The following is a 19,426-nucleotide window of genomic DNA, read 5'->3' as shown; positions in this document are numbered from 1 at the left end:
ATTTTGCGCGCCTTGCCCCCCCAGCTTTCGGAGTTTTCCATGACGGCCCACGCCGACCTTTCGCCGACCCTCCAACTCGCCATCGACCTGATCCGCCGTCCGTCCGTGACGCCGGTCGACGCCGATTGCCAGAAGCAGATGATGCAGCGCCTGGGCGATGCCGGTTTCCAGCTGGAACCGATGCGCATCGAAGATGTGGATAACTTCTGGGCGACTCACGGCAAAGGCGACGGCCCGGTGCTGTGCTTCGCCGGCCACACCGACGTGGTGCCGACCGGCCCGGTGACTGCCTGGCAGATCGACCCGTTCAACGCGGTGATCGACGAGCACGGCATGCTCTGCGGCCGTGGGGCGGCGGACATGAAAGGCAGCCTGGCCTCGATGACTGTGGCAGCCGAGCGTTTTGTCGCCGACTACCCGGATCACAAGGGCAAGGTCGCGTTCCTGATCACCAGCGACGAAGAAGGCCCGGCGCATCACGGCACCAAGGCCGTGGTCGAGCGTCTGGCCGCCCGTAACGAGCGTCTGGACTGGTGCATCGTCGGCGAACCGTCGAGCACCACTTTGGTGGGCGATGTGGTGAAGAACGGTCGTCGCGGCTCCCTCGGCGCCAAACTGACCGTGCGCGGCGTGCAGGGCCACGTGGCCTATCCGCACCTGGCGAAGAACCCGATCCACCTCGCCGCCCCGGCTCTGGCCGAACTGGCCGCCGAGCATTGGGATCATGGCAACGATTTCTTCCCGCCGACCAGTTTCCAGATTTCCAACGTCAATTCCGGCACCGGCGCGACCAACGTGATTCCGGGTGATCTGGTGGCGGTGTTCAACTTCCGTTTCTCCACCGAATCCACCGTGGAAGGCCTGCAAAAGCGCGTCGCCGATATTCTCGACAAACATGGCCTGGACTGGCACATCGACTGGGCGCTGTCCGGTCTGCCGTTCCTCACCGAGCCGGGCGCACTGCTCGACGCGGTGTCTTCGAGCATCAAGGACATCACCGGCCGCGAGACCAAGACATCCACCAGCGGCGGCACCTCCGACGGTCGTTTCATCGCGACCATGGGCACGCAGGTTGTTGAACTGGGCCCGGTCAACGCGACCATCCACCAGGTCAACGAGCGCGTACTGGCGGCCGATCTCGACGTGCTGACCGAAATCTACTACCAGACCCTGATCAAGTTGCTCGCCTGATGCTCGCGTGCCCGATCTGCAGTGAACCGCTGAACGCGGTGGACAACGGCGTGGTCTGCCCCGCAGGCCACCGCTTTGACCGCGCGCGTCAGGGTTATCTGAACCTGCTGCCGGTGCAGCACAAGAACAGCCGCGATCCCGGCGACAACCAGGCGATGGTCGAGGCCCGCCGCGACTTTCTGAACGCCGGGCATTACGCGCCGGTGGCCAAGCGCCTGGCGGAGCTGGCGGCGGGTTATGCGCCGGCGCGCTGGATCGATATCGGCTGTGGCGAGGGTTACTACACCGCGCAGATCGCCGAGGCTTTGCCCGATGCTGACGGTTACGCGCTGGACATCTCGAAGGAAGCGGTCAAACGCGCCTGCAAACGCAATCCGGCGCTGACCTGGTTGATCGCCAGCATGGCCCGGGTGCCACTGGCTTCCGGTAGCTGCCAGTTTCTGGCCAGCGTTTTCAGTCCGCTGGACTGGGAAGAAGCCAAGCGCCTGCTCAGCGTTGGCGGCGGTCTGATGAAAGTCGGCCCGACCAGCGGCCACCTGATGGAACTGCGCGAACGCCTGTACGACGAAGTGCGCGAATATACCGACGACAAGCACTTGGCCTTGGTGCCGGAAGGCATGGCGCTGGCGCACAGTGAAACCCTGGAATTCAAACTGACGCTGGACAAGCCCGAGGATCGCGCCAACCTGCTGGCGATGACACCCCACGGCTGGCGCGCCAGTGCCGAGCGCCGCGCGGCGGTCATCGAACAGGCCGAGCCGTTCGTGACCACGGTCTCGATGCGCTACGATTATTTCGTTCTTCAATAACTTTTGGACTCGGGCGAGTGCCCGGGGCCGGCTAAATCCGCGAATGGATTTTTCAGACCCGCAGTGAGGATATCCATGCGCCAACCGGACATCGAGATTTACCTGAAAGACGCCGACGTCGACCACAAGGCCATTTCCGCCTGGCTGGGCGCCGCCCTCGGCCCGTGCAGCGACTGGGTACAGAAAGGCCAGACCTGGAAGTGCAAGGCCGGCAACATCCCGGTGACCTGGCTGCCGAAAGCCGTAGGCAAGTGGAACAGCCTGTACCTGGAAAGCGATGCGACCCCTTGGGACGACGACATCGCCTGCGCCCGCGCAGCCTTTGCCGCGCTGAACGTCGAAGTGCGCTGCGCGCCGGGGACGTGGGTCGAGGAAGAAGGTGAGGAGACGGCGGATCGCTGGATCCGGATCAGCGCCGATGGTGAAGAAGAGATCACCTGGAAAACTGCCTGACGCTGATCGCTTGATCGTTCCCACGCTGCGCGTGGGAACGATCAGCTCGAAGTTGGCTTACAGACCTACAACATCTTCAGCCTGCAACCCCTTCTGCCCTTCCACCACCGCGTATTCAACCTGCTGACCCTCGGTCAGCGAACGGTGGCCTTCGCCGCGAATCGCACGGTAGTGCACGAACACGTCCACCCCGTCTTCGCGCTGAATGAAGCCGTAGCCCTTGGCGTCGTTGAACCACTTCACGTTGCCGGTTTCACGTGTTGCCATCTGTTCATACTCCTTTTTTATTATTGAACAGGCTTTTCGCAGGAAAGCCTTTGCGGAACGTCAGCCTGCGTCCGACGTCCATAAAAGGGCCCCGGCGACAGATCGCCGAGTATATGACAGGCGGCAAAACTCTCAACAGGAGATTACTTCGCCGCTTTTTTGCCGATTTTCGAGTAATCCGGCAAACTGTCGCCCTCCCGAGCAAACGCTCGGTTTATCCACTCACGCAGAAGCCGTATGACCCGTTCCCCGTTCCGCCGTCTTGTGTTTGGCACCTTGCGCCGACTGTTGTATCTCTGGGTTCGCTCCGAGACGATCAACCAGTCGTCGTTCACCCTCAACCTAGACCGCAGTCGTCCGGTGTTCTACGTCCTGCAAAACCCATCGCTGACTGATCTGGCGGTGGTCGACACCGAGTGCACCAAGGCCGGTCTGCCGCGCCCGGTGCTGCCGGTGTCCGTGGGTTCGCTGATCGAACCGGCGGCGTTCTTCTACCTGACGCCGGACCCGGACTGGCTCGGCCGCCAGGACAAGCGCGGCGCGCCGCCGACCCTGACCCGCCTGGTCAGCGCCCTGAGCCAGAACGCTGCCGAAGATGCACAGATCATTCCGGTCAGCGTGTTCTGGGGCCAGTCGCCGGACAGCGAGAACAGCCCATGGAAACTACTGTTCGCCGACAGCTGGGCCGTCACCGGACGCCTGCGCCGGCTGCTGAGCATCATGATTCTGGGGCGCAAGACCCGCGTGCAATTCTCCGCACCGATCCACCTGCGCGAACTGATCGAACACAACAAGGGCCACGAACGCACCGTGCGCATGGCCCAGCGGATCCTGCGGGTGCACTTCCGCAACCTGAAAGCTGCGGTGATCGGCCCGGACATTTCCCACCGCCGCAACCTGGTCAAAGGCCTGCTCAACCAGCCGCTGGTCAAGCAAGCGATCCTCGACGAAGCCGAGCGCGAAAACATCTCCCCGGAAAAAGCCAAGGCCCAGGCCCTGCGCTATGGCAACGAGATCGCCTCGGACTACACCTACACCGCGATCCGTTTTCTGGAAGTGGTACTGAGCTGGTTCTGGAACAAGATCTACGACGGGATCAAGGTCAACCACATCGAAGGCGTGCAGAAGGTCGCCCAGGGTCACGAAGTGATCTACGTGCCGTGCCATCGCAGCCATATCGACTACCTGCTGCTGTCGTACCTGCTGTTCCGCAACGGCCTGACCCCGCCGCACATCGCCGCCGGAATCAACCTGAACATGCCGGTGATCGGCAGTCTGCTGCGCCGTGGCGGGGCGTTTTTCATGCGCCGCACGTTCAAGGGCAATCCGCTGTACACCTCGGTGTTCAACGAATACCTGCACACCCTGTTCACCAAAGGTTTCCCGGTCGAGTACTTCGTCGAAGGCGGGCGCTCGCGTACCGGGCGCATGCTGCAACCGAAAACCGGGATGCTCGCAATCACCATGCGCAGTTTCCTGCGTTCGTCGCGGATGCCGATCGTGTTCGTGCCGGTGTACATCGGTTATGAGCGCGTGCTCGAAGGCCGCACCTACCTCGGCGAACTGCGCGGCGCGAGCAAGAAGAAAGAATCGATCTTCGACATCTTCAAAGTCATCGGCGCGCTCAAGCAGCGCTTCGGCCAGGTGGCGGTGAACTTCGGCGAGCCGATCAAACTGGCGGAATTCCTCGACAGCGAACAGCCCGACTGGCGCCAGCAGGAACTCGGCCCGCAGTACAAACCGGCCTGGCTCAACGAAACCACCAACCGCCTCGGCGAGAAAGTCGCACAGCACCTGAACGAAGCGGCGGCGATCAACCCGGTCAACCTGGTGGCGCTGGCGCTGCTCTCGACTACGCGCCTGGCACTCGACGATCGGGCCATGGCGCGGGTGCTGGATCTGTATCTGGCGCTGCTGCGCAAGGTTCCGTACTCGCCGCACACCACCTTGCCGGAAGGCGATGGCCGGGCGCTGATCGAGCACGTGAAGGACATGGATCTGCTGTCCGAGCAGAACGATGCGCTGGGCAAGATTCTGTACCTGGACGAGCAGAACGCCGTCCTGATGACCTATTACCGCAACAACGTGCTGCACATCTTCGCCCTGCCGGCGCTGCTGGCGAGCTTCTTCCAGAGCACCTCGCGCATGAGCCGCGAACAGATCCTGCGCTACACCCGCGCGCTGTATCCGTACCTGCAATCGGAACTGTTCATCCGCTGGACCCTGGACGAACTGGATGCAGTCATCGATCAGTGGCTGGAAGCGTTCGTCGAACAGGGCCTGCTGCGTTTCGAGAAAGACGTCTACCTGCGCCCGGCGCCAAGCTCGCGGCATTTTGTGCTGCTGACATTGCTGTCGAAGAGCATCGCCCAGACCCTGCAACGCTTCTACATGACCGTTTCCCTGCTGCTCAACAGCGGCCAGAACAGCATCAGCGCCGAAGAACTGGAAGACCTGTGTACGGTCATGGCCCAGCGCCTGTCGATCCTGCATGGCCTGAACGCGCCGGAATTCTTCGACAAGAGCCTGTTCCGCCACTTCATCCAGACCCTGCTCGACCTCGACGTGCTGCGTCGCGACGAAGCCGGCAAGTTGAGCTACCACGAACTGCTCGGCGAACTGGCCGAGGGTGCGGCCAAACGGGTGTTGCCGGCGGAGATTCGCCTGTCGATCCGTCAGGTAGCCCTGCATCGCAGCGAAGATGCGGCCGATCAGGTCGCCCCCCCTGTGCAAAACGACTAAATTCCTAAAGGCGCCAGGCTTCTTCTGGCGCCGTCGATACGGAGATCTGCGATGAAAAAACTTTCTCTGCTGGCCGCCGCCACCCTGCTCAGCGCCTGCCAGTCGACCTCTCCGGCCGGCAAGGTCAGCCTCGACGGCGAAGTGTTCTATCTGCAACGCATCGCCCTGCCGCCCAGTGCGACCTTGAGCGTGAGCCTGCAGGACGTTTCGCTGGCCGACGCTCCGGCCGTGGTACTCGACGAACAGACAGGCCCGGTCAAAGGCCAGGTGCCGCTGCCGTTCCACTTGAGCTACGATCCGGCCCAGGTCAAGCCCGGCCACCGCTACTCGGTCAGCGCACGCATTGAAGTCAACGGCGAGCTGATGTTCATCACCACCGAAAACCATGCCGTGCAGCTCGATGGCAAGGATCCGCAGCCACTGAAGATCCGCGTCGACGCCGCCCGCTGAATCTCTCCCAACAAGGAAGCCGCCATGCTCCGCCCCACCCTTCGCTTCGCCGGCCTGTGCGCGGGCCTGATGATCTCCGCCAACGCACTGGCCCTGTCCCTCAGCGACCTGTCGCAAGGCGACGCCACCGGCGGTCTCAAGGATGCCCTGACCCAGGGCGCGCAACTGGCCGTCAAACAACTCGGCACCCCGGGCGGTTTCAGCAACAACCCGGACGTGAAGATCGAACTGCCGGGCAAACTCGGCAAAGTCGCCGGCAAGATGAAAGCCTTCGGCATGGGCGCCCAGGTCGAGGAGCTGGAAACCGCCATGAACAAGGCTGCGGAAACCGCCGTCACCCAGGCCCAGCCAATCCTCGTCGACGCCGTGAAGAAAATGAGCGTGGAAGACGCCAAAGGCATCCTCAGCGGCGGCAACGACTCCGCCACCCAATACCTGGACAAATCCAGCCGCGAACAGATCCGCACCAAGTTCCTGCCGATCGTCAAACAGGCAACCGACAAAGTCGGCGTAGCCCAGAAATACAACGCCTTCGCCGGCCAGGCCGCGACCTTCGGCGTGGTCGATGCGAAAAGCGCCAACATCGAAAGCTACGTCACCGAACAAGCGCTCAACGGCCTGTTCGAAATGATCGGCAAACAGGAAGAAACCATCCGCAAGAACCCGGCCGCTGCGGCGACGAGTCTGGCGAAGAAAGTGTTCGGTACGCTCTAAACCGGCACCACACGGGAGTGAGTTTTCTCACTCCCGTAGTTCAATCCGTCGCCAGCAGACACACGTAAAAAGTACACCCACTCGCGTCCCATTTTCTTCTTCTCGAAAACCTGCAGCTCAACCAACCCGCTCAACGTCAACACCGCTGTGTTGTAGGCACAACCAAGATGCTCCTTGACGTTCCCCGCCGTGAACTCCTTCGCCACCCCACTTCTGGCCACCTGATAAATCGCTCGCTGCCGCTCTGTCAGCCGATCAAAAAAGCCCGAACAGGTCAGCCAGCGCTCGAAGCCTTCGCTGTACGCCACACGCTTGCGGTACACGTCGGTAAAACCCTCCACCGCCCGCAAAATCACCGAACACTGAAACTCGATGAAGTACGTCAGGTCGAGCTCATCAGCCTCGCTGTGCAAATACGACCGCCCGTACTTTACCGGCGCGTTGCGCAGTAAAAGACTGATCGCGATATAGCGGAATGCCGAAAACTCGTGTTTGAACATGAGCCAGTAAAACAGCGCCCTGGCGACCCGCCCGTTGCCATCGCGAAAGGGATGTTCATAGCCCAGGGCAAAGTGCAGCGTGATCGCCTTGATCAGCGGATGCAGGTAGTTTTTTTGCCGAGGTGAACCCTGTGGTTGATTGATCCACTGCGAGAGCAAATCCAGTCGCCTCACTAATCCGGCGGCAGGCGGTGGCGAGTGGACGGTATTCCCTTCGCCGTCCTCCACCACCACTTCATCGTTGGTCCTGAAAAGCCCGGGGTCGTACTGCTCGTCATCAATACCCTCGACACCGACCCGATGCATCGACGCAATCAACTCCACGCTCAAAGGCTCGTAACGCTTTTCCCAAGCGAAATTCATCATCCGGAAATTACCCATGACCATCCGCTCATCCGGCGTCCGGGGCTGGCGCCGTTGCTTGAGCATGTCCTTGGCAACACGGGTAGTGGTCGCGGCGCCTTCCAGCTGACTGCTGCTGATCGCCTCATCCTCGATCAAATCGTTAAGCAAATAACTGAAATGCGCCCGCTCGCCTATCTGGCTGGTCATGTACTCCAGCGACGCCGTCGTGGTTTGCCGATCAACCACTGAAAGGGCCTTCTGCGCGGTTGGCGTCGGCACAAACTTCCCCCACTGGGCCGGCTCCCCCAAAGGCAGAAGATGAATGTACTGAGCGGCCCGCGCCTTCTTGACCAACGCCCAACACAAACGCGAATCCAGCCCGCTGGCCCAGCGATACCGCAAATCCTCAAAAGGCAGATACCGCCCGTGATCATCCAGCGGCTTGAGCAACGCAAGATAGTCCGCCAGACGCTGCTTGTGAGGCGCGCGCATCAACAACTCAAAGACCGGATCGGCCCGACCTTTCAATACCGGCGGTTTCTTCATCAACGCTGCTCAACCAAGGCTGAAAAACAGCCTCGAGTACAGCACCGCCAACACAGCGACTCAATATCGGAGGCGTCTGAAAAAAACGTAGGAGACGACACAGAGTCCTACACCATTGTTTTGCTCAGCTGTCAGGCTGCCATCGCTAGCAGGCCAGCTCCGACAAGATTGAGTCCAACCGATAGAGCATGGTTGGCAGACAGGCCGCCTTCGCGAGCAAGCTCGCTCCCACAGAAACGCGCAAAACCCTACACTCCGATGCGCTTCGCTTCTAACCACTCAACACGATGAGCGTTAGCTCGAGTACCGCTCTTGACGTGCTGGCCCCTTCGGCCGGCTGAGTGGAGGGATTTATCCGGGGTAGGCGCGTAGCGCCGTTCGACGAAGTCGAACACATCGAGAGGAGGTGCAGCGAAGCAAACCGGAGGCGATGCCCCCGGATTAATCCCGGAACGAAGGAACCCCGAGCCCCAGCGAGGGGCCGAACGCCGGGGCCCAGCGTTTTGCTTACTTTTGGGCGTTTGCAAAAGTGAGCCACTGTAAGAGCGGAACCGCCAGCGGCAACACCCGCAGAAACGGATATTCACCCAAAACCCCAAGAGCCTGGTCGGCCCAAAGGCCGCCAAGCTCAAACAGCCTCAAGCCTCCTTGCGAACCCGGAACCAAGCCGCATACAACGCCGGCAAAAACAAAAGCGTCAACGCCGTAGCAACAATCAACCCGCCCATGATCGCCACCGCCATCGGCCCGAAAAACACACTGCGAGAAAGCGGAATCATCGCCAGCACCGCTGCCAGCGCCGTCAGCACAATCGGCCGAAACCGCCGCACGGTCGCCTCGATAATCGCCTGCCACGGCTTGAGCCCGGCGGCGATGTCCTGCTCGATCTGATCCACCAGAATCACCGAGTTACGCATGATCATCCCCGACAGCGCGATCGTCCCGAGCATCGCCACAAACCCGAACGGCTGACGGAACACCAGCAGAAACAGCGTCACCCCGATCAACCCCAGCGGCGCGGTCAGAAACACCATCGCCGTGCGCGAAAAACTGCGCAACTGCACCATCAGCAACGTCAGCACCACGACAATGAACATCGGCACGCCCGCATTCACCGACTTCTGCCCACGCTCCGAATCCTCCACCGTACCGCCGACATCCAGCAGATAACCGTCCGGCAATTCGGCGCGGATCGGATCAAGCGTCGGCAGGATCTGCTTCACCAGCGTCGCCGGTTGCTCCTTGCCGTAAATGTCCGCGCGCACGGTCACGTTCGGCAGGCGATTGCGGTGCCAGATGATGCCTTCCTCGAAGCCATATTCCAGCGTGGCAATCTGCGACAGCGCGACGCTGCGACCGTTATCGGTGGGCACCGCCAGACTCGGCAGCAACGACAGTTCGGTGCGCTCGTGCACGGTTCCGCGCAAAAGGATTTCGATCAGTTCGTTGTCCTCGCGGTACTGGCTGACGCTGGATCCGGTCAGCGAACTCTGGAGGAATTTCGCCAGATTCGCCGTGCTCACACCCAGGGCCCGGGCGCGATCCTGATCGATGTTCAGGTACACGACCTTGCTCGGCTCTTCCCAGTCCAGATGCACGTTCACCACATGCGGGTTCTCGCGCACCTTGGCCGCGACCTTGCGCGCCAGCGCACGGACTTCCTCAATGTGCTCACCAGTGACGCGGAACTGCACCGGGTAGCCAACCGGAGGACCGTTCTCCAGACGCGTGACCCGCGAGCGCAGGGCCGGGAACTGCTCGTTCAAGGTGTCGATCAGCCACGTGCGCAGCGCTTCGCGTTCCTCGATGGTTTTCGCCAGCACGACGAACTGGGCGAAGCTCGCCGCCGGCAGTTGTTGATCCAGCGGCAGGTAGAAACGTGGCGAACCGGTGCCGACGTAAGCGACGTAGTTATCGATGCCAGCGTGATCCTTGAGCATCGCTTCCAGGCGTTTGACCTCACCCGTGGTATTGGCCAGCGAGGCGCCCTCGGCGAGCTTCAGATCGACCATCAGCTCCAGACGGCCGGAAGCCGGGAAGAACTGCTGCGGCACGAACCGGAACAACGCCACCGACGCCACGAACAGCAGCACGGTGAGCACGATCACGGTTTTGCGCCGACGCACACACCACTCCACCAGACGCCGCACCCGTTGGTAGAACGGCGTGCCGTAGGGATCGGTCTGGCCGTCCGCCGTACCGTGTTTGGCCGCGTGAATTTTCGCCAGATCCGGCAGGAGTTTTTCCCCCAGATAGGGCACGAACACCACGGCTGCCACCCAGGATGCGAGCAAGGCGATGGTCACCACCTGGAAGATCGAGCGGGTGTATTCGCCGGTACCGGACTGCGCCGTGGCGATCGGCAGGAAACCGGCGGCGGTGATCAGCGTACCGGTGAGCATCGGGAACGCGGTGCTGGTCCAGGCGTAACTGGCAGCCTTGATCCGGTCGAAACCCTGCTCCATTTTGATCGCCATCATTTCCACGGCGATGATCGCGTCGTCCACCAGCAAACCCAGCGCCAGCACCAGAGCACCGAGGGAAATCTTGTGCAGGCCGATGCCGAGGTAATACATGCAGGCGAAGGTCATCGCCAGCACCAGCGGAATGGTCAGCGCCACCACCATGCCGGTGCGCACGCCGAGGGAGAAGAAGCTCACCAGCAACACGATGGCCAGCGCTTCGACCAGCACCTGAACGAACTCGCCGACACCGGTTTTCACGGCGGCGGGCTGGTCGGAGACCTTGCGCAATTGCATGCCGGCCGGCAGGTTTTTCTGGATCCGGGCGAATTCGATTTCCAGGGCCTTGCCCAGCACCAGAATGTCGCCGCCGTCCTTCATCGCCACCGCGAGACCGATGGCGTCTTCGCCCATGAAGCGCATGCGCGGCGCCGGAGGATCGTTGAAACCACGCCGCACGTCGGCGACATCGGAGATACGGAACGTACGATCACCGACCCGGATCGGGAAGTTCTTGATCTCGTCGACTGTCTGAAAATTCCCCGAAACCCGTAGCTGCAATCGCTCGCTGCCGGTTTCGAAGAAACCGGCGGTGGACACGGCGTTCTGTTCTTCCAGCGCCTGCTGCACCGCCGCCAGCGGCAAGCCGAGGGTGGCGAGTTTGACATTGGACAATTCGACCCAGACCTTCTCGTCCTGCAAACCAAGCAAGTCAACCTTGCCCACATCCTTGACCCGCTGCAGCTGGATCTGGATGCGGTCAGCGTAATCCTTGAGCACCGCGTAGTCGAAACCGTCGCCGGTCAGCGCATAGATATTGCCGAAGGTGGTGCCGAATTCATCGTTGAAAAACGGCCCCTGAATCCCCGGCGGCAAGGTCTGGCGAATGTCGCTGACTTTCTTGCGCACCTGGTACCAAAGATCCGGAATCTCTACCGAATGCATCGAGTCGCGGGCAATGAACGTGACCTGGGATTCACCGGGGCGCGAGAACGAAACAATCCGCTCGTACTCGCCGGTTTCCATCAGCTTCTTTTCGATGCGCTCGGTGACCTGACGCGAAACTTCCTGGGCCGTGGCGCCCGGCCAGCGGGTCTGAATGACCATCGCCTTGAAGGTGAACGGCGGGTCTTCGCTCTGGCCGAGCTTGGTGTAGGACAAGGCGCCGACGATCGCCAGCAAAAGCATCAGGAACAGTACGATCTGGCGATTGCGCAGCGCCCAGGCGGAAAGATTGAAACCCATCGGGGATTACTCCTTGTCCGCCAGATTGACCACGCGGTTGGAGCGATCCACCGGACGCACCTGCTGCCCTTCCAGCAGCACATGGACGCCGGCGGCGACCACCCAGTCGCTGGCGTTCAGGCCTTCGAGCACCGGCACGGTTTTCTCACCGAAGGGGCCGGTGCGCACCGGGGTCTTTTTCAACGTGTTGTTGGCGCTGACGACCCAGACGTAGGTCGCGCCGTTCTCGGCCGTCAGCGCCGAGAGCGGCACAGACAGCGGGATGACATCGGCGGTCTGCACGAAGACCCGGGCGCTCTGACCCAGTTCCGCAGGGACTTTGCCGGAGGTGAATGAAATGCGTGCGGCAAAGGTGCGGGATTTCGGATCGGCGGCTGGCGACAGCTCGCGGATCTGCCCGGCGAAGCGCTGGTTCTGTTGTGTCCACAGCTCTACCGACACCGGCTGGCCGACCTTGAAGCGACCGAAGCTCTGCTCCGGCAGGCTGATCAGCACTTCCCGTTCGCCGTCAGTGGCGAGGGTGAAAACGGTCTGCCCGGCGGCAACCACCTGCCCGACTTCCACCGAACGCTTGGCCACCACGCCATCCTGGGGCGCACGCAACACGGCGTAACTGGCCTGATTGGTCGAGACGTTGAATTCGGCTTTGATCTGTTTGAGGCGGGCTTCGCCGGAGCGATAGAGGTTCTCGGCATTGTCGTAGGCCGAGCGGCTGACCATCTGCCGTTCCATCAGGGTCTTGTAGCGGTCACGTTCGGCACGCACCAGGTTCAGGTTGGCTTCGGCGGCCGCAACCTGGGCCCGGGTGGCTTCCAGTTGCAGGCGTACATCCTGCGGATCGAGTTCGGCGAGTGGTTGATCGGCCTTCACGCGCTGGCCTTCATCGACCAGTCGTCGGCTGACTTTGCCGCCGATGCGGAACGCCAGATCCGGTTCGTAGCGGGCGCGAACCTCGCCCGGATAACTCTCCATCGCCTGCGCCGAAGGCTCTGGCTGCACCACCATGGCCGGTCGCACGCTGACTGGCGTCACCTCTTCCTTGCCACACGCCGACAACAAAAACGCCAGACTGACTGGCACCGCAAAGGACAACGCATGGCGGAACATGGTGAAGGACCTTTCGCTAAGGAGGCTTGGAATAATTATACTGGCCGGTATGTTATTAATAGCAAACTCACCAGTCCAGTATTAAAAGCGAAGAATGTCGAACAATCTTTCCACTCCAAACGGCCCCGGCCGACCGAAGGATCCGGCCAAGCGCCAGGCGATTCTCGAGGCGGCGAAAATCCTGTTTCTGAGTCATGGCTATGCCAACACCAGCATGGACGCGGTAGCCGCCGAGGCCGGGGTGTCGAAGCTGACGGTGTACAGCCATTTCAACGACAAGGAGACGCTGTTCTCCGCCGCCGTGGTGGCTAAATGCGAGGAGCAATTACCGCCGCTGTTCTTCGAATTGCCGGACGGCATTGCGGTGGAAAATGTGTTGCTGAACATTGCGCGAGGCTTTCACCATCTCATCAACAGTGAGGAATCGGTGAACCTGCATCGCCTGATCATGGCCTTGGGCAGTCAGGATCCGAAGCTGTCGCTGATCTTCTTCGAGGCCGGCCCCCAGCGCATGGTGCAAGGCATGGAACGATTGCTGCGGCGGATTCACGAAACCGGCGTGCTGAGCATCGACAACCCGCACAACGCCGCCGAGCACTTCTTTTGTCTGATCAAGGGCGCCGGGAATTTCCGCCTGTTGTACGGCTGCGGTGAGCCGCTGACCGACGAGGCGGCGGAAAGTCATGTGCAGGAAGTGGTCGGGCTGTTCATGCGGGCCTATCGCCCCTGAAAACAAAAATCCCACGCCATGCGTGGGATTTTCTTATGCGACGGCTCAGGCCTTGAGCGCTTTCTTCGGGTAGATGTCATAGCGGCTGGATTTGCCGTCCAGCGCATGACTCGGTTTCGGCCCTTCGATACACGGCGCCTTGCGCGGTCGCTTGACCACCACCCGGTGGGTGGCCAGTGCCAACGCCGCTTCCAGCAAGGCCGGTGCATCCGGATCATCGCCCACCAACGGGCGAAACAGGCGCATTTCCTTCTTCACCAGCGCGGTTTTCTCACGATGCGGGAACATCGGATCGAGGTAGATCACCTGCGGGGGTTCGCCCTCCCAATTGCGCATCACCTCGATGGAGTTGCCCTTGAGCAGCTTCATCCGCGCCACGATCGGCGCCACATCGAAGTCTTCCGCCGCTCGGGCCAGACCATCCTCCAGCAACGCGCCGATCAATGGCTGGCGCTCGATCAGGCTCATCTCGCAGCCGAGACTGGCCAGCACGAAGGCATCCTTGCCCAGCCCCGCCGTGGCATCCAGCACCCGCGGACGTACGCCCTGGGCGATGCCGACCGCCTTGGCGATCATCTGTCCGCTGCCACCGCCGTACAACCGGCGATGGGCCGCGCCACCCTCGACGAAGTCGACCCGCACCGGCCCCGGCGCATCCGGTCCCAGTTGTTGTAGCTGCAAACCCTGCTCGCCGACCTGCAGGGCAAACTCGCCGTCAGCCACCTGCAACGGCAGGTTCAGGCGTTGCGCCCACTGCTCGGCCTGCGCTTCGAACGTCGGGCCGAGGGCCTCGACATGGATGCGGCAGGCCGCGGGTTGCTCAATCATGGAAAACACGCTCAAAAAAGTTAAGGATCGGCAAAATCCGCCGATAACCCAATCAACGCGCATTTTGCCAGAGCTGAGCGTCAACCGAAAAAAATGTCAGGCATTCTTCCCACATCGATTGGCTACCTTTCGCCCACAGGCGATTTCAGCCGTCATAACACTCAAGCATTGGGCGGCGTCAGCCACCTGTGGCAGGATTTTTTTGCCCAGGCGCTGGCCGAACAATCGAGTGATGTGGTGCCGGCCTGCGGCACTTTTCCGCCGGTTGACCTGGAAAGCCCTGAAGAACCGACCGTCGGCAGTGAACTGCATGCGCACATCATCAGCCAGCGCGAATGCGATGTGGTGGAAACCCAGGTGCGTCCGCCGGAGCCGCTGTTCCTGCCGATCGCCGAAATCGACATGACACTGGCCGAGCCGTACCCTCCATTCCCGCCGGAAGCCATCAAGACTCAGCAAAAACAGCAGGAATTCGACAGCAGCTGGGTTCGCCCGATCGTGATCAACAACGGTCAGCCGATTCCGGAACCGGGCCCTGCCCCGCAGAAAAAACCGCTGTACCTGCCGATTGCCGAATTCGATCTGGATCTGCTGCAGCCTTACCCGCCGTTCCCGCCGGAAGCCATCGTCGAGCAGCAGAAAGCCTTGGACTTCGATAACGGCTGGGTGCGCCCGATCGTTCAGCAGAACCTGCGCATCGCCGCCTGATTTCTCAGCGACACACGCTCCAGCGTCCGACATCGACATGAAAGTGGTTGCGATGGGCGGCGTTGTAATCCGGACTCAACACCACACTGAACGACTCGCAGGCACCATCGCGCACCTGACGTAGAAACTGCGCGTCTTGATTTTGCTTCGGCCAGTCCTTGAGTACGCTGATCGCGCGACCATCCGCCAGACGGAAGCCGGCAATGTCCAGCGCATCGGCGCTGGCGTGGCGACTGAGCGCGCCGTTCTCGCGGTTGTAGACGTTGCGGCAGGCGAAGCTGCCGAGGTGATCGACCCGCGCCACCGGCTGACCGTAGGCCCACTGCGCCGCCGGTTGCAGCGTATGACGCTCGAACATCGCGAACGCCACGGCCAACGGGCAACTGGCGAGAAAGCTGCTGCTGAGCCCCACCCCGCCGCCCTGCACGCGCAAAGCACCCATCAGCGGGCATTTGGCATCGCGGCTGTCGGCCTGTGGCGAAACCCGCAGGCCGGAGCTGCCCAATGCCTGCTCGCACAAGAGCGGATTGCTACGCAGACGCATCAACTTATAGCCTGTGAGCCAGTTGGGCGTCGCCTGCACGTCCAGCGGCGCCCACGGATTCCACCGCGGCGGCACATCGAGCCAGCCGCGCCAGACGCCGATCAGGCCGCCACCGATGATCAGCAGCCCCGCCAACAGTAGCCAGCGCCCCATGCTCATCCCTTGAAGAATTGATTGGCCTTGGCGTACGGCATCGAGCGGGAAGTGAAGGTGAACGTGCCGGATTGCTGGATTTCTTCAGCCGCGCGGAAAAACTCGCCGAACGCCGCCAGGGCCAGCGCCGAACCGGTGCTGATCCGCTTCACGCCCATTTCCTCGAGCTGCTGCACCGTCAGCTTCAAGCCGCCGGACATCAACACATTGACCGGTTTCGGCGCCACCGCGCGCACCACCGCCAGAACTTCTTCGGCGGTGCGCAGGCCCGGCGCGTACAGCACGTCGGCGCCGGCTTCGGCAAAGGCCTGCAGACGGCGGAGGGTGTCGTTGAGATCGGGATTGCCGTGCAGGTAGTTTTCCGCACGGGCCGTCAAGGTGAAGGGAAACGGCAAGGTGCGCACGGCAGCGACGGCGGTTTCGATCCGCGCCACAGCGTGTTCGAAACAGTAGATCGGTGAGTCTTCCCGGCCGGTGGCATCTTCGATCGAGCCGCCCACAGCGCCCGCCTCGGCGGCGCGGATCAGACTCTGCGCCGATTCGGCCGGGGCGTCGGCGAAACCGTTTTCCAGATCCACCGCCACCGGCAGATCGGTGGCCGCGACAATCGCCCGGACATTGGCCAGGGTATCGTCGAGGCTCAGGCCGCCATCGGGATTGCCCTGGGAAAACGCATAGCCGGCGCTGGTGGTCGCCAGCGCCTGATAGCCGAGACTGGCGAGCATCTTCGCGGAACCGGCATCCCATGGATTGGGAATCACGAAAATCCCGGGGCGTTCGTGCAGGGCTTTGAAGGCTTCGGCTTTACGGGCTAGTTGTTGACGGGCTTGAGCGTCCATCGGCAGGCTCCTGGGCAGGAAAGAAATCCGCCTCAGAGCAGGCCAAGTTGCTCGGCGGCGGGTTCTCTGTATAGCTCAGGCAGGGACGGCAGGCCAGGCAAACGTTGCATCAGTTGTGCGTGAAAACGTTGCGCCAGCTTCGCCGCCAGAATGTTGTCGGCGGTGTGCAGGAAGATGTACGGCGTGCGCCCCTCTTCGATCCACTCGGCGATCTTCGCCACCCACGGCACCAGAAACGGATCGTTGGCCTCAAGCTCCGGATGGCCAATGAAGCGCACCTGCGGGAATTGAGTGAACGCTGCCGGCCGCGTCGGTACGCGGGGCTTTTTCGATTGGGCGTGGATCACCGACGATTCGGTGGACAGGCAACTGAACAACGCGCGGGGATCAAGACAGATACGCTCCACGCCGCGATCCAGCAACAGCCGGTTCAGCAGTCGCTCACTCTCGCCTTTGGCGAAGAACTGTTCGTGGCGCACTTCCACCGCCAGCGGACAATCCAGCGCATCGATGAACGCAGCAAGTTCCGGCAAACGGTGCGGCGTGAAGCTTTTCGACAGTTGCAGCCACATTGGCGAGACGCGCTCACCGAGCGGCTTGAGTAGCTGGAGGAAGGTTTCGGCGGCGATCAGTTGATCGCGCAAGTCGCCGCTGTGGCTGATGTCACCGGGGAACTTGGCGGTGAAGCGAAAGTGCTCGGGCATCACCTCGGCCCAGCGCTGCACGGTGGCCGGCGACGGGCTGGCGTAGAAGGTCGTGTTGCCTTCCACGGCGTTGAATACTTGCGAATAGAGTCCGAGCAAATCGGAGGTCTTGGCGTCTACCGGATACAGGTACTCGCGCCAGGCGTTTTCGCTCCAGGACGGGCAACCGAGGTAGTAAGGCAGATCCATCAGATGTACAGATCAAGGCCCAGCACGTCTGCATCCCAATCGACAAAACCGGCGGTGCTCAGGTAGCTGGCCAAGGCCATGGCCACGCTTTTCTTCATCGCGCGGTGATAAATCATGTCTTGTTGACGGGCGGGCAGATTGCTCAGGCGTTGCGCGGTGGCTTTGGCGGCACGGGCAGCCAGTTGCTCTTCGGTCGGGAATTCCAGCTCGCCGTCGATATCGTCGACGGACTCATCCAGCGCCGGATTGCCTTTGCGAGGCTTGCGCTTGATGGGGTAGGAATGAGTGGAAACGCCGTCTATACGCATAAAGTCATGCTCGGTATCGATGATGGCAATTTAGCGGCACCTGACCGACTTAGCAAATCGCCGAGTGATAACTAGAACACATAAAAGACAAAAGGTTTAAAGCGCGGGGTTAGAAACGGACGATTGGCAGGAACAGGGAGAACCCTGCGGCGAATGCCACAGGGTGAATAGCCTCAGCGTGCTTTCGGGGTGGCCACTTTGTCGCGCAGGTAAACCGGCTGGGCATCATCTGCCGGAATCGCTTCACCGCGCTCCCAAGCAAATCGCGCCAGGGTCAGCAGGTCTTCGGCGTGGGGCAGCATGCCCGCATCGGACCCGCTCAGGTTTACAGCGATGCGTTCGCCATAACCCCAGCCAGTGCCGGCACCGAACCAGTCACCGGAAGCATCGTCCGGCAGCGCGGCGACTTCCGGCGGCAGCACCGCCTCGGCGCCGACCAGACGCATCTCCCCGGCCGTCTCGCGGTAGCAGCCCCAATAGACCTCATCCATCCGCGCATCGATGGCGGCCGCGACCTGGCTCACGCCGTGCTCGCGATAAGCCCGCTGTGCCAGCACGGCCAGGTTCGACACCGGCAACACCGGGCGATCCAGCGCAAACGCCAGGCCTTGCACCACGCCAATGGCAATCCGCACGCCGGTGAAAGCGCCCGGGCCACGGCCGAAGGCGATGGCATCCACCGCTTGCAGGGTGGTGCCGGCATCGGCCAGCAGTTGCTGGATCATCGGCAGCAGTTTCTGCGCGTGCAGGCGCGGGATCACCTCGTAATGGCTCGTGACCTTGCCGTCATGCAGCAAGGCAACGGAGCAAGCTTCGGTCGCGGTGTCCAGGGCCAGCAAGGTGCTCATCGATGTGTCCGTAAATCAGGTGGGGAAAAGTGCGCCAGTATAAACAACAACGGCCCGCAAGCGGGCCGTGGATGATGCAGCGGATCAGGTTTTTCAGCTCAGGGCTTCAAGCACCTTGGCAGTGATCGCTTCAACCGAACCGACGCCAGGGATATGGCTGTACTTCGGCTTGCCACCGTTCTTGGCGGACAGGTTCTGGTAGAACTCCACCAGCGGCTTGGTCTGGGAGTGGTAGACCGACAGGCGATGACGCACGGTTTCTTCGGTGTCGTCCTTGCGCTGTACCAGCTCTTCGCCGGTGATGTCGTCTTTACCGGCAATTTTCGGCGGGTTGTAGACGATGTGGTAAACGCGGCCGCTGGCCTCGTGAACGCGACGACCGGCGATACGCTGAACGATTTCTTCGTCTTCAACGGCGATTTCGACCACGGCGTCCAGCTCGACACCGGCAGTCACCAGCGCTTCAGCCTGAGGAATGGTGCGCGGGAAGCCATCGAACAGGAAACCCTTGGCGCAATCGGCTTGAGCGATACGGTCCTTGACCAGCGCGATGATCAGGTCATCCGACACCAGGCCGCCGGCATCCATGATGCTCTTGGCCTTGATGCCCAGCTCGGTGCCGGCCTTGACCGCGGCACGCAGCATGTCGCCGGTGGAGATTTGCGGAATGCCGAATTTCTCGGTGATGAACTTAGCCTGAGTACCTTTACCGGCCCCGGGAGCTCCCAGCAGAATGACGCGCAT

The 19,426-nt window shown here is 61.7% G+C and carries 19 protein-coding genes; 8 read left to right on the top strand and 11 right to left on the bottom strand.

Annotated features, from left to right (window positions below; genetic code table 11):
* Nucleotides 1-39: 39 nt before the first annotated feature.
* The 3 genes from dapE (at nt 40) to QRN46_RS19110 (ending at nt 2,453) form a co-directional block, all read left to right on the top strand.
* Nucleotides 40-1,191 carry a succinyl-diaminopimelate desuccinylase gene (gene dapE, locus QRN46_RS19120; RefSeq protein ID WP_285356547.1) on the top strand — a complete coding sequence of 384 codons (1,152 nt, stop codon included), beginning with the start codon at nt 40-42 and terminating at the stop codon, nt 1,189-1,191.
* Nucleotides 1,191-2,000 carry a putative RNA methyltransferase gene (locus QRN46_RS19115; protein WP_221615113.1) on the top strand — a complete coding sequence of 270 codons (810 nt, stop codon included), beginning with the start codon at nt 1,191-1,193 and terminating at the stop codon, nt 1,998-2,000. Before dapE ends, QRN46_RS19115 begins: the two co-directional genes overlap by 1 nt.
* Nucleotides 2,001-2,075: 75 nt before the next feature.
* Nucleotides 2,076-2,453, top strand: coding sequence for a hypothetical protein (locus QRN46_RS19110; RefSeq protein ID WP_011332668.1), 378 nt, complete (start codon nt 2,076-2,078; stop codon nt 2,451-2,453).
* Nucleotides 2,454-2,510: 57 nt separating this feature from the next.
* Here the strand turns inward: QRN46_RS19110 and QRN46_RS19105 are convergent, their stop codons facing one another.
* Nucleotides 2,511-2,720 (bottom strand): cold shock domain-containing protein, encoded by a 210-nt coding sequence (locus QRN46_RS19105; RefSeq protein WP_007954750.1) that lies wholly within the window; start codon nt 2,718-2,720, stop codon nt 2,511-2,513.
* Nucleotides 2,721-2,957: 237 nt separating this feature from the next.
* Between QRN46_RS19105 and plsB the strand changes: the two genes are divergently transcribed.
* From plsB to QRN46_RS19090, 3 genes are read left to right on the top strand one after another with little or no spacing between them, the layout of a single operon-like run.
* Entirely contained in the window at nt 2,958-5,462 is a 2,505-nt protein-coding gene (gene plsB, locus QRN46_RS19100) for a glycerol-3-phosphate 1-O-acyltransferase PlsB (protein WP_201816963.1), read from the top strand.
* A gap of 51 nt (nt 5,463-5,513) precedes the next feature.
* Nucleotides 5,514-5,912 (top strand): YbaY family lipoprotein, encoded by a 399-nt coding sequence (locus QRN46_RS19095; RefSeq protein ID WP_011332666.1) that lies wholly within the window; start codon nt 5,514-5,516, stop codon nt 5,910-5,912.
* A gap of 24 nt (nt 5,913-5,936) precedes the next feature.
* Nucleotides 5,937-6,626, top strand: a complete 690-nt coding sequence (locus QRN46_RS19090) for a DUF4197 domain-containing protein (protein ID WP_011332665.1) — start codon at nt 5,937-5,939, stop codon at nt 6,624-6,626.
* On the opposite strand, the gene QRN46_RS19085 is transcribed toward QRN46_RS19090, so the two are convergent.
* The 3 genes from QRN46_RS19085 to QRN46_RS19075 form a co-directional block, all read right to left on the bottom strand.
* A complete protein-coding gene (locus QRN46_RS19085; RefSeq protein WP_285356540.1) occupies nt 6,623-8,017 on the bottom strand; it encodes a Fic family protein in 1,395 nt (464 codons plus the stop codon). The genes QRN46_RS19090 and QRN46_RS19085 overlap by 4 nt on opposite strands.
* 638 nt (nt 8,018-8,655) lie before the next feature.
* Nucleotides 8,656-11,724 carry an efflux RND transporter permease subunit gene (locus QRN46_RS19080; protein ID WP_221615111.1) on the bottom strand — a complete coding sequence of 1,023 codons (3,069 nt, stop codon included), beginning with the start codon at nt 11,722-11,724 and terminating at the stop codon, nt 8,656-8,658.
* A gap of 6 nt (nt 11,725-11,730) precedes the next feature.
* Nucleotides 11,731-12,831, bottom strand: coding sequence for an efflux RND transporter periplasmic adaptor subunit (locus QRN46_RS19075; RefSeq protein WP_236194211.1), 1,101 nt, complete (start codon nt 12,829-12,831; stop codon nt 11,731-11,733).
* 94 nt (nt 12,832-12,925) lie between these two features.
* On the opposite strand from QRN46_RS19075, the gene QRN46_RS19070 reads away from it, so the two are divergent.
* Complete coding sequence (locus QRN46_RS19070) at nt 12,926-13,561, top strand: TetR/AcrR family transcriptional regulator (RefSeq protein WP_011332661.1); 636 nt, start codon at nt 12,926-12,928, stop codon at nt 13,559-13,561.
* Nucleotides 13,562-13,606: 45 nt separating this feature from the next.
* Here QRN46_RS19070 and QRN46_RS19065 read toward each other — a convergent pair whose 3' ends face one another.
* Nucleotides 13,607-14,389, bottom strand: coding sequence for a class I SAM-dependent methyltransferase (locus QRN46_RS19065; protein WP_007954738.1), 783 nt, complete (start codon nt 14,387-14,389; stop codon nt 13,607-13,609).
* A 93-nt stretch (nt 14,390-14,482) separates the two neighbouring features.
* On the opposite strand from QRN46_RS19065, the gene QRN46_RS19060 reads away from it, so the two are divergent.
* Nucleotides 14,483-15,097 carry a hypothetical protein gene (locus tag QRN46_RS19060; protein WP_011332659.1) on the top strand — a complete coding sequence of 205 codons (615 nt, stop codon included), beginning with the start codon at nt 14,483-14,485 and terminating at the stop codon, nt 15,095-15,097.
* 4 nt (nt 15,098-15,101) lie between these two features.
* Here QRN46_RS19060 and QRN46_RS19055 read toward each other — a convergent pair whose 3' ends face one another.
* From QRN46_RS19055 to adk, 6 genes are all read right to left on the bottom strand, one after another.
* Nucleotides 15,102-15,794, bottom strand: a complete 693-nt coding sequence (locus QRN46_RS19055) for an extensin-like domain-containing protein (protein WP_011332658.1) — start codon at nt 15,792-15,794, stop codon at nt 15,102-15,104.
* 2 nt (nt 15,795-15,796) lie between these two features.
* A complete protein-coding gene (locus tag QRN46_RS19050; protein ID WP_011332657.1) occupies nt 15,797-16,633 on the bottom strand; it encodes an isocitrate lyase/PEP mutase family protein in 837 nt (278 codons plus the stop codon).
* A 32-nt stretch (nt 16,634-16,665) separates the two neighbouring features.
* Entirely contained in the window at nt 16,666-17,526 is an 861-nt protein-coding gene (locus QRN46_RS19045; protein ID WP_285356532.1) for a DUF72 domain-containing protein, read from the bottom strand.
* On the bottom strand, nt 17,526-17,834 hold the full coding sequence (locus QRN46_RS19040; protein ID WP_007954720.1) for a hypothetical protein: 309 nt from the start codon (nt 17,832-17,834) through the stop codon (nt 17,526-17,528). Before QRN46_RS19040 ends, QRN46_RS19045 begins: the two co-directional genes overlap by 1 nt.
* A 173-nt stretch (nt 17,835-18,007) precedes the next feature.
* Nucleotides 18,008-18,682 (bottom strand): tRNA (adenosine(37)-N6)-threonylcarbamoyltransferase complex dimerization subunit type 1 TsaB, encoded by a 675-nt coding sequence (tsaB, locus tag QRN46_RS19035; protein ID WP_007954718.1) that lies wholly within the window; start codon nt 18,680-18,682, stop codon nt 18,008-18,010.
* Nucleotides 18,683-18,775: 93 nt separating this feature from the next.
* Nucleotides 18,776-19,426, bottom strand: a complete 651-nt coding sequence (adk, locus tag QRN46_RS19030; protein WP_007954716.1) for an adenylate kinase — start codon at nt 19,424-19,426, stop codon at nt 18,776-18,778.

Origin of the sequence: Pseudomonas sp. lyk4-R2A-10, assembly GCF_030209075.1 — a bacterium.
Classification (GTDB): Bacteria; Pseudomonadota; Gammaproteobacteria; order Pseudomonadales; family Pseudomonadaceae; genus Aquipseudomonas; species Aquipseudomonas glycinae.
Note: the sequence above shows the minus strand (reverse complement) of the source record. Positions and strands in the feature narration are given on the sequence as shown.